6 protein-coding genes are annotated in these 9,350 nt (G+C 68.3%); 3 read left to right on the forward strand and 3 right to left on the reverse strand.

All coding sequences use genetic code 11. From position 1 onward, the window contains the following. Nucleotides 1-121 precede the first annotated feature (121 nt). Nucleotides 122-1,279: a GyrI-like domain-containing protein gene (locus FM051_RS48880; RefSeq protein ID WP_158854689.1), complete on the reverse strand. Its 1,158-nt coding sequence runs from the start codon at nt 1,277-1,279 to the stop codon at nt 122-124. Between the two features lie 287 nt (nt 1,280-1,566). On the opposite strand from FM051_RS48880, the gene FM051_RS48885 reads away from it, so the two are divergent. Continuing rightward, the gene (locus tag FM051_RS48885; RefSeq protein WP_158854692.1) at nt 1,567-2,589 is read left to right on the forward strand and encodes a S66 peptidase family protein; all 1,023 of its coding nucleotides are present in this window, start codon (nt 1,567-1,569) and stop codon (nt 2,587-2,589) included. Nucleotides 2,590-2,916: 327 nt separating this feature from the next. Here the strand turns inward: FM051_RS48885 and FM051_RS48890 are convergent, their stop codons facing one another. Continuing rightward, nucleotides 2,917-4,044, reverse strand: coding sequence for a transcription termination factor Rho, short form (locus FM051_RS48890; RefSeq protein ID WP_158854694.1), 1,128 nt, complete (start codon nt 4,042-4,044; stop codon nt 2,917-2,919). Between the two features lie 305 nt (nt 4,045-4,349). Here FM051_RS48890 and FM051_RS48895 point away from each other — a divergent pair, with 305 nt between their 5' ends. Both FM051_RS48895 and FM051_RS48900 read left to right on the forward strand, forming a co-directional pair. Continuing rightward, nucleotides 4,350-4,640 (forward strand): SMI1/KNR4 family protein, encoded by a 291-nt coding sequence (locus FM051_RS48895; RefSeq protein WP_202919508.1) that lies wholly within the window; start codon nt 4,350-4,352, stop codon nt 4,638-4,640. A gap of 437 nt (nt 4,641-5,077) precedes the next feature. Further along, nucleotides 5,078-8,290, forward strand: a complete 3,213-nt coding sequence (locus FM051_RS48900; protein WP_158854696.1) for an ATP-binding protein — start codon at nt 5,078-5,080, stop codon at nt 8,288-8,290. Nucleotides 8,291-8,365: 75 nt separating this feature from the next. Here the strand turns inward: FM051_RS48900 and FM051_RS48905 are convergent. Further along, nucleotides 8,366-9,350, reverse strand: a 985-nt coding sequence (locus tag FM051_RS48905) for a DUF4097 family beta strand repeat-containing protein (protein ID WP_338019559.1), incomplete at its 5' end; no start/stop codon positions are given.

Raw genomic sequence — 9,350 nt, forward strand, 5'->3', positions numbered from 1 at the left:
GGCGGCGGTGGTCCGCAACCGCCTCAAACGGATGCAGTACCGCCCCGACCTGCTCGACGGGTTCATCGCACAAACCGGATTGATCACTACGCCACCATGACGTCACCCTGAACTGAAAAGGTCAGTACACGGTCTTGACAGGCTGCCTCAAGATCGTTTTGAGCTTGGCCGGTGGGGTTCGACGTGCGTCGCTGAGGTAGATCTCGTGATGGTCACCGTTGAAGGTGAGGCCGTTCTCGGGGAGGTAGTGGTTGTGGAGGCGATCCAGGGTAGGAGTTTCGTCGTCGTAGGAGCCGGTGTGCAGGATCTGGACGCAGGTTCCTTCGACGAGGGTGAGCAGCCTGATGTCTCCGAGTGCGGGGATGACCTTCTTCTTCGAGACGTTGTCGATTGCGGCCTGGACCATGTCTTCGGTGATCCAGGCCGGCTGGCTGATCATCATGGTCCACTCCCATGTCTCCTTGCGCCGCGTGACGAACACGGCGGGGTCGTCTGCTCGCCACAGTCCCTCCAGCGGGCCGACCACGAAGTCTCGACCGAGGGTCTTTTTGCCGGCGAACTTCAGCGCGTACGCCACCCCGTACAGGGCTTCGATCGCGTTCGCATACGCAGGTGATGTGTTCGGATCACCTCGGCCATCGACTGCGATGTACCGGAACTCGGGCACGTCGACGACGGTGAACTCCTGCGAGGGCGGGGAGTAGAGCTCCTTGTGGGCCTTCTTGATGTCGTACTTTTCCACCGCGGTCTCCTTTGTCAGTGCGCCCAGTGTGGTTTCGGTCCAGCCGACATCAGCCCTGAGCATGGCCTCGCTGTAGTCGAAGATCGCGGAGGCCGCAGTCGGCAGGGGTTCCTGCCTGGAACGAGCCGTCTGGACGTCCACGAGCTGTTTCCGCAGCGCGTCCAGGCGCCGGGTCAGTCCGGTCACCACGTCCGCATCCGGCAAGCCGGGACTGTTGGCCATCGCGATCAGGACGCGTGCGCGCATCGGTGTCGGCGTCGTCAGCGCGTCCCGCGTGGCGGCAGTACACAGTTCTCGGCCCAACGCCGTAGCACGGAAGGTAGCGCGTGACTTTCCGGACGGTGGAGCGCCGGCTGCTTCGATCAAGCCGCGTCTGGCCAGCTTGTCGAGCACGTAGTAGATGGAGGAGAACCCGAGCGCCGTCCATGCGCGTACTCCCCGCTCCTCGATGACCCTTTCCAGGTCGTACCCGTGGCGGGGCTGTTCGACGAGCAGCCCGAGCACCGTCAACTCGCCATCGGTCAGAGCTGAAGACATGACCCTATTCTAGCACTAGAATAGGGTTCGATGCTACGTCGCTACATCCACATGGTCTTGGCAACGCGGCAGCGTGGGGCAGGGGCCGTTGGTTCCGGATGAGGGTGCGGTCGAGCAGTTCGTGACGAGGTTCTTTGCGGCTTGGGCGCCCCATGTGGGCGCTCATGTAATTCCCCCGGGGTCGGCTCACGTATTGGGACCAGCCTGGGTGTGTGGGCAAGGTCCTGCTGGGCGGTCGATCGGTAAATGTGTAGCGTGTTGCTGAGGGGGGTCGGGATACTGCCTCGGTGCCCCTTACCGCACTGCCTCGACCGCTTCGACCTCGTGCCCTGAGGCCCGGAGATCTCGTCGTCATCGCATCGCTGTCCGGGCCGCTCCATGCCGTTTACGAGCCCGACCTCGAGCAGGCGGTAGTCGTGCTCGAACGGATGGGATTCCGCGTGCGTCGGGCACCGCTACTCGAAGCAGGGCGGCACCATTGGTGGAGCGCGGCTACGCCGGCGGAGATCGCCAAGGAATTCAACGCTCTTCTGCGTGATCCTGAGGTGCGCGCCATCATCGCGCATGACGGCGGCCAGACGGTGCTCGGCTACCTCGACCTGATCGACGTCGAGGCGATCACTGCCGACCCCAAGCCGATCCTCGGCTACAGCGACATCTCGCTGCTGCACCTGGTGCTCTATGCGCGCACGGGTCTGGTCGGGTTCCATGCCGACTTGGCCACGTCTGGACTCGGCGGGGCGTGGCAGGCCGCGCCCGCGGCGCGCAGAGCGGAGCTCGAGAAGCTCTACTCGACGCTGCTGACCGGTACGGAGGCGATCGGTGCGCTGCCTGCCAGCCCGTCGTGGGAGTGCTGGCGTCCTGGTCGTGCCGAAGGTCGGCTGATCGGCGGGGTGATCAATCGCATCGTGCTGGCGCAGGCGACGCGTTTCGCGCTGCCGCTCGAGTGGTTCGACGGCGCGGTGCTGTTCTGGGAGGAGATGGGCGGCCAAGCATCGTATGTGTGGAGCTATCTGCAGGTGCTGCGGCACTGCGGCATCCTCGATCGGATCTCCGGCATGGTCGTGGGCGTCCCGTACGCGATCGACGGGCTCGGCGCGCCCGACGCGTCCCCGACCCTGCCCGAGATAGTCCTCGACGTCCTCGGCGACCGTGACATCCCGGTCCTGGGCAACGTCGAGTTCGGACATGCCGGCCCGAATCTGCCGATGCCGGTCGGCATCCGCGTCGCCCTCGATGCGCAGCAGAGGAGTTTGTCGCTGCTCGAACCGGCGGTACGCCCGCTCATGGTGACCGGACCGGGCGGCTGAGCAACGCGGATCGGTGAGCCGACGGCCTCGGCAGCACCCGGGGTCGGCTCAGGCTTTGGCGACCGACGCCTCGGGTCGTTTGTTCGGCCTGCAGGAGGGGCCGTTCATGAACACCTGGTGGCTCGTGTTGATTCGGCTTCAGAGTGATGGAAAGTATCCACATGGACAAGATCGCGTGTAGTCCGGCGTCAGCGTCGTCGAGCACTGGGACGTGGTCCAGGACGTGCCGGAAACGTCCCTCAACGACAACAACATGATCTGATCCGTGCCGACTGCCCCGGTCGATCCGGCCGCGGGCTGACGCGCCACGACGAGTCCACAATGGAGCTATCGCGGAAGGCTGGTCGTGAGGCGGGTGAGGAACTCGGCGTTGTCGCCGGTCTTGCGCAGACCGTCGAGCAGCACGTCGATCGCATCCTCCTTGCCGGCGAGGGCGCGGCGCAGCAGGCGGGTGGCCGCGGTCTCGCCTCGCGTCAGCAGGAGGTCGTCCCGGCGGGTGCCGGACTGGTGCACGTCCACGGCGGGGAACACGCGTCGTGCGGCGCTCCTGCGGTCCAACCGCAGCTCGGCGTTGCCGGTTCCCTTGTACTCCTCGAAGAGCAGCGCGTCGCCCGCGGAGCCGGTGTCCACCAACGCGGTGGCGATGATGGTCAGTGAACCGCCGCCTTCGACGTTGCGGGCCGCACCCAGGAACCGCTTGGGCGCGGTGAGGGACCCGGCGTCCACACCGCCGGACAGGGTCCGCCCGGACGCCGGTGCGGCGAGGTTGTAGGCGCGGCCCAGCCGGGTCGCGGAATCCAGCAGCACCACGACGTCCCGGCCCAGCTCCACCAGGCGTTTGGCCCGCTCGACGGCCAGTTCGGCGAGCGCGGTGTGGTCGCGCGGCGGGTGGTCGAACGTGGCGGCGACGACCTCGGCCGGCACCCCTCGTGCCAGGTCGGTGACCTCCTCCGGGCGTTCGCCGACCAGGACCAGCATCAGATGGCACTCCGGGTGGTTCTTGGCGAGGCCGTGCGCGATCGCGCGCAGGACGGTGGTCTTGCCGGCCTTGGGCGGCGCGACGATCAACGCACGCTGTCCCTTGCCGATGGGCATCAGCAGGTCGACCACCCGCGTGGTCAGCTCGTGCGGCTCGGTCTCCAGCCGCAGCCTGTCGTCCGGGTAGGTGGGCACGAGGTCGGCGAAGGACGGACGGGCAGGGGAGTGGCGCGGGTGCGCGCCGTTGACGGCCTCGACCGTGGCCAACGACGTGACTTTGCCGCTGCGGGCCGCGGGTGCGACTCGCCCGTGGATTTCGTCGCCGCGCCGCAGCCCGTGTTCGCGCACCAGCTGCGCCGGAACGGCGATGTCGCCCGGTTCCGGCAGGTAGCCGTCGGTGCGGAGTACGGCGCTCCGGTCCATGATGTCGAGGACGCCGGAGGCGAGCCGGGTTTCGGAATGATCGTTGTGGTTCAAGGGTTTTCTCCCTGATCTCGGGAATGGTGATGACGCGGCCACGCCGCGGTGGGAACCCGTTGACACGTCGGGAAAGGCTGCGTGAGCCACATCCGGTCGGTTCGGGGATTTCGTGAGAAAATCTCGTGGTGGGGGCTGAGCCGCCTACGTCGACGAGAAAGAGATGCCACGCATCGTAGCCGTTGGCGTGGACGACGCGCAAGTGTGCCCGTTGGGCCGGCCGTGAGCAGGGACATCGTCGACGACACGGAGTCGCCTGCTGACCAGGTCTACTCGGTGAGCCACTGCCCGACGATCTGCGCGCGTTGCTCCTCGAAACGGACGGCGTGCAAGGGGAGTACCTGGTCGACGTCGTGTGGCCGCTCGACCGGATCGCGGAGTCGAACGCCGACTTCCGGTCGAGCGCGGACTTCGCGGACCTCTACGCGCCGTTCGACGGGCTGCTCTTCTTCGGGGACAACGGGGGAGGAGACCAGTTCGCGTTCTCGGACGGGCGCGTAGTGGTGTGGGAACACGAGACGGACACCCGTCGTGAGGTGGCCACCGGGCTCCGCGACTACATCGAGAAGGCGCTGACCTCCGGGCGGTACCCGTAGGCGCTTGCGCACGCGGTGCACGGTTGAGGCGGCTACCCGGTGGTCGAGTTTGAGCGGTTCGCCCTGGATCCTGCGGTAACCCCAGGTGGTGTTCTCCCTCGCCATCCGTTCGATCAACGCCACCACGGTGTCGTCGACCGGCGGGCGCCCGTTCCGGTAGTTGATCGGTTCGTCGCCATCTGCACCGCCGAGCGGCAGCAGGGACCGCGTACCGGCTGCCCGCAGCAACTGCTCCTGCCTGGCCACCGGGTCACGAAGTCGTGGGCGACTACATGCGCACGCAGTAATGTGCGGCCGATCCGAACTGCGGAACCGCGTGAGGGAGAGGTTCATGCCCGAGCAGCAGGACGACTGGGTGCGGGTCCACCTTCCGGGTGGACCGTCCGTCCCGGTCAGCAGTCGGAGGTCTGTCGATCACCCATGACAGAATCAGCTAAGTGCAGATCGGGATGCTTGGACCGTTCGAGGTTCGCACGGACGACGGCGTCTTCGCCGACGTGCCGGGCGCGCGGTTGCGTGGGTTGTTGGTCGCCCTCGCGCTCGAACCAGGCCGTGTAGTCCCGAAGGCGACGCTCGTCGACTGGATTTGGGGTGAGCTCCCGCCCTCCGACGCGGCGAATGCCTTGCAGCGCTTGGTTTCCCGGCTGCGGAAGGTGCTGCCGGAAGGGTCGGTCGAGGGGCAGACAGGCGGCTACCGGTTGGCGGTGGAACCCGACGCTGTCGACGCCGTGCGGTTCGAACGCCTCGTCGGCCAAGCCCGCAATGACGAGGGCCCGCGGCGGGTACGGCTGCTGCGCGAGGCCCTTGCGTTGTGGCGCGGTGCGGCCATGCAGGACGTCGGTTTGCAGGACAGTGCGGCGTTTGACGCGGCGGTCACCCGGCTAGAGGGGCTGCGCCTGACTGCCATGGAGGACCGGTTCGATGCGGAGGTCAGCCTCGGCCACGGTGCGGAGCTGGTCACGGAACTGACCGACTTGGTGGCCGCGCATCCGATGCGAGAACGGCTTGTCGCCGCGCTGATGCGTGCCCACGTCGCGGCCGGTCGCGACACCGAGGCGCTGCTCGTGTACGAGCGCACGAGAGAAGCCCTGGCCGACGCGCTGGGTGCCGACCCCTCACCGGAGCTGTCCGCACTGCACGTCGCGCTGCTGCGGGGCGAGTTGGGCCGGCGGGAGGAGAACCGGAAGACCAACGTGCGTGCCGAGCTGACCAGCTTCGTCGGCAGGGCCGCTGATGTCGCCGTGGTCCGCGAACTCATCGCGGAGCATCGGCTGACCACCCTGATCGGGCCGGGCGGCGCGGGGAAGACCAGGCTGGCCACGGAAACCGCGCGCACCCTGCTCGACGACCTGCCGGACGGGGCCTGGCTGGTGGAACTCGCAGCCATCGGCGCGGACGGTGACAAGAAGGGCGGGCCCGAAGGGCAGGGGGGCGGGAACAACGTCGCGCAGTCGACGCTCTCCGGGCTAGGCCTCCGGGATGCCCTGCTCGGCGAGGTGCCGAACGCAGAGCTGACGGACCGGCTCATCGCCGCGATCCGCGAGCGGGAGGCGCTGCTGATCCTGGACAACTGCGAGCACGTGATCGAGTCGGCGGCGGCGTTCGCCCATCGAGTGCTCGGGGAGTGCCGGCGGCTGCGGATCCTGGCGACGAGCCGGGAACCACTGGGCATCACCGGTGAGGCGCTGTGGCTGGTCGAGCCGCTGGCCTTGCCGGAAGGGGACGCCGGCCCCGGCGAGATCGAGTCCGCGCCGGCCGTCCGGTTGCTGCGGGACCGGGCGGGCGCGGTGCGCAAGGATCTCGTGATCGACGCCCACGCGTTGTCGACGATGGTGCGCGTCTGCCGGGTGCTGGACGGGATGCCGCTGGCGATCGAACTGGCCGCGGCCAGGTTGCGCACCATGTCCCTCGATCAGCTCGCCAACCGGCTCGACGACCGGTTCCGCCTGTTGACCGGCGGCAGCCGTACCGCGTTGCCGCGGCACAGAACGCTGCGCGCGGTGGTCGACTGGAGCTGGGAGTTGCTCACCGACGCCGAACGGGTGGTCCTGCGCAGGCTCTCGGTGTTCTCGGGCGGGGCGAGCCTGGAAGCGGCCGAGCGGGTCTGCGTCGGACCGACCCTTTCGAGCGACCTGCAAGCAGTCGCCGGCGATACGGTCGAGGCGGGGCAGGTGCTCGATTTGCTCACCGCGCTGGCCGAAAAATCGTTGCTGCGCACCGAGGACGACGGCGCACCGCGCTACCGGATGCTCGGCACGATCAAGGAGTACGCCGCGCACCGCCTCGCGGAGGCGGGGGAATCGGACCTGGCGCGCCATGCGCATCTCACCTACTTCACCGAACTCACCGAGACCGCGGACCCGCGGCTTCGCCGCGCCGAGCAGTTGGAATGGCTCGCCGCGCTCGATGCCGAGCACGACAACATCGGTTCCGCGATGCGTGGTGCGATCGCGGCCGGCGAGGCGCACGGGGCAATGCGGCTCGCGGCGGCCGCCGGCTGGTACTGGTGGCTCAGCGGGCACAAGTCCGAAGGCGTGGAGCTGATCACCGCGGCCTCCAAGACGCCCGGCGAGGTGGCCGATGAGATCCGGGCCATGGTGTACGGCCACATGGTCACGTTCGTCACCTCCGGTCCGGGCGACGAACACCAGGCGGCGGAGTGGATCCACAAGGCATACCGGTTGAGCCAGGGAGGTCGGCGGGGTCACCCGCTGCTGGCGTTGGTCGTCCCGCTGGAACGCATGTTGCAGGCGCCGGACGCGGTCTTGCCCGCGTGGGAACCATTGCTGGACAACGAGGACCCCTGGATACGCGCACTGGCCCGGCTGCACCTCGGCAAGATGCGGATCGTGCTCGGCCACGGTGGGCGGGAGGCGGACGCGTATCTCGAGATGGCGCTCGCCGAGTTCCGGGCTCTCGGCGAACGGTTCGGGATTGCGTTCGCCCTGACGGAGCTGGCGGACCGAATCGCCATGCGCGGCGAGTTCGCCGGTGCGTGCGAGTACTACGAACAGGCGATCGCGGTCGTCACCGAAGTCGGTTCTACCGAGGATGTCATCCAGAGGCGGTCGCGACTGGCGCAGCTGTACTGGCTGCTCGGCGATCAGGACTCCAGCGCGGCTGCTCTCGCCGAGGCCGGGCGGTGCGCGGAACGGGTCACCTGGCCGGATGCGCTGGCTGAGCTGGCTCTCGCGAAGGCGGAACTCGCGCGTTGGGCCGGCAACGCCGAGGAGGCACGCCGGCAACTCGGCGTCGCGACGACCACGCTGGGCGACGACGCGGAACGAGCGCCCATCCGCGCGATGACCCACGACCTGCTCGGCTACCTCGCCGACGATCAGAGCGAGGCCCGTACGCACCGCGAAGCGGCCTGCCAGGCGGCGGCCGAGGCGGGGCACGCACCCCTGATCGCGCGGGTACTCGTCGGGATCGCGGACCAGGCACTGCGCCGCGACCAGCACGAGCAGGCCGCCCGGCTGCTCGCGGCAAGCGCCGCCGTGCGCGGACTGCAGGATCGCTCCCACCCGGATGTGGCCCGGATCGAGCAGGCCGCGCGGCACCGCCTCGGCGACGCGCGGTTCGCCGAGGCGACTCGGGAGGGCACGCAGACGAGCTGGTCCGAGCTGGTCACGATCACGCTCGCCTCCTGAACGTGACCAGCGCCCACACGTACCCGACGAGCGCGATCCCGACGCACCAGGCAAGGGCGGCGATCGCGTTGAGGGTCAGCTTGCTGCGCGTTGAATGATGACGTCGCCGTGCCGCGTGCGGGCGTGAACCGTGACCTTGTTGTCGGACGTGTCAGGGTTTTCCCGCGACGGAACGGAGTTGCGCACCGACCCCCGCTTGCTGTTGGCGTCCACCCGGGCAGCGGTGCCCTCGCTGATGCCGACCTCGATGTTCCCCGAGCGGTTCGACAGCTCCGCCTGACCGCGCGTCAACCGGCCGATCCGAATGGCGCCGTCGCCTGTCTTGGCGGTGACGCTGCCGTCGGCGCGGTCGATGTCGAAACCGCCGCTGCCACTGCCGAGGTCGAGGTCGGCCGAGGCGTGGCCGATCCAGGTCTGCCCGCCCGAGCTCGAGAGTCTGACGGTGCCCTTGACCTCGCTGATCCGCGCTGCGACCGCGCTGCCGTCGATGTCGGCGCGCCCGGCGATGTGGCCGACCGTGACCTCACCGGCCGCGATGTTCGCCCGCAGCGCGTTGATGCGATCCAGCTGGACCCGGCTCGATGCCGTGTGCAGCTCGCACTCGCCGAACGAGCCGTCAGCGTGAACACTCGAGTGCGCCAGGTACGCGACCAGGCTGGAGCCGGAGGGCAGGTCGATCGTGATGGCGACCGAACCGTTCTTGTCCCCGGAGACGGTCGTTTTGACCGATAGCTGACCGCCGGCGAAGTCGACCTTGGTCCTGTCGGCCACCTTGACGTCCGACTGGCTCGCCTTGTCGACGGGTTCGACCAGCACCACAGTGTCGGTCCGGTCGCTCGCGGTGACCCGCACCTGAGCACCGGCGACAACAACGGTGGCGGCGATGGGCCCTGGCGTGGCGAATGCGGGCATGACAACTCTCCTCTTGTCTCGCCTGGCTTCCGCAGTTCGTGGCCACACGGCGTTGCTCGGCGAGGTGAATTCGCAGGTCGCGGGCTCGCGGTCGACTCGACGGGCCTGAGAGTGTAGTAACACGACTTGGGAAAGGAACGTCGTTCTA

Origin of the sequence: Saccharothrix deserti (genome assembly GCF_009769385.1) — a bacterium.
Taxonomy (GTDB): domain Bacteria; phylum Actinomycetota; class Actinomycetes; order Mycobacteriales; family Pseudonocardiaceae; genus Actinosynnema; species Actinosynnema deserti.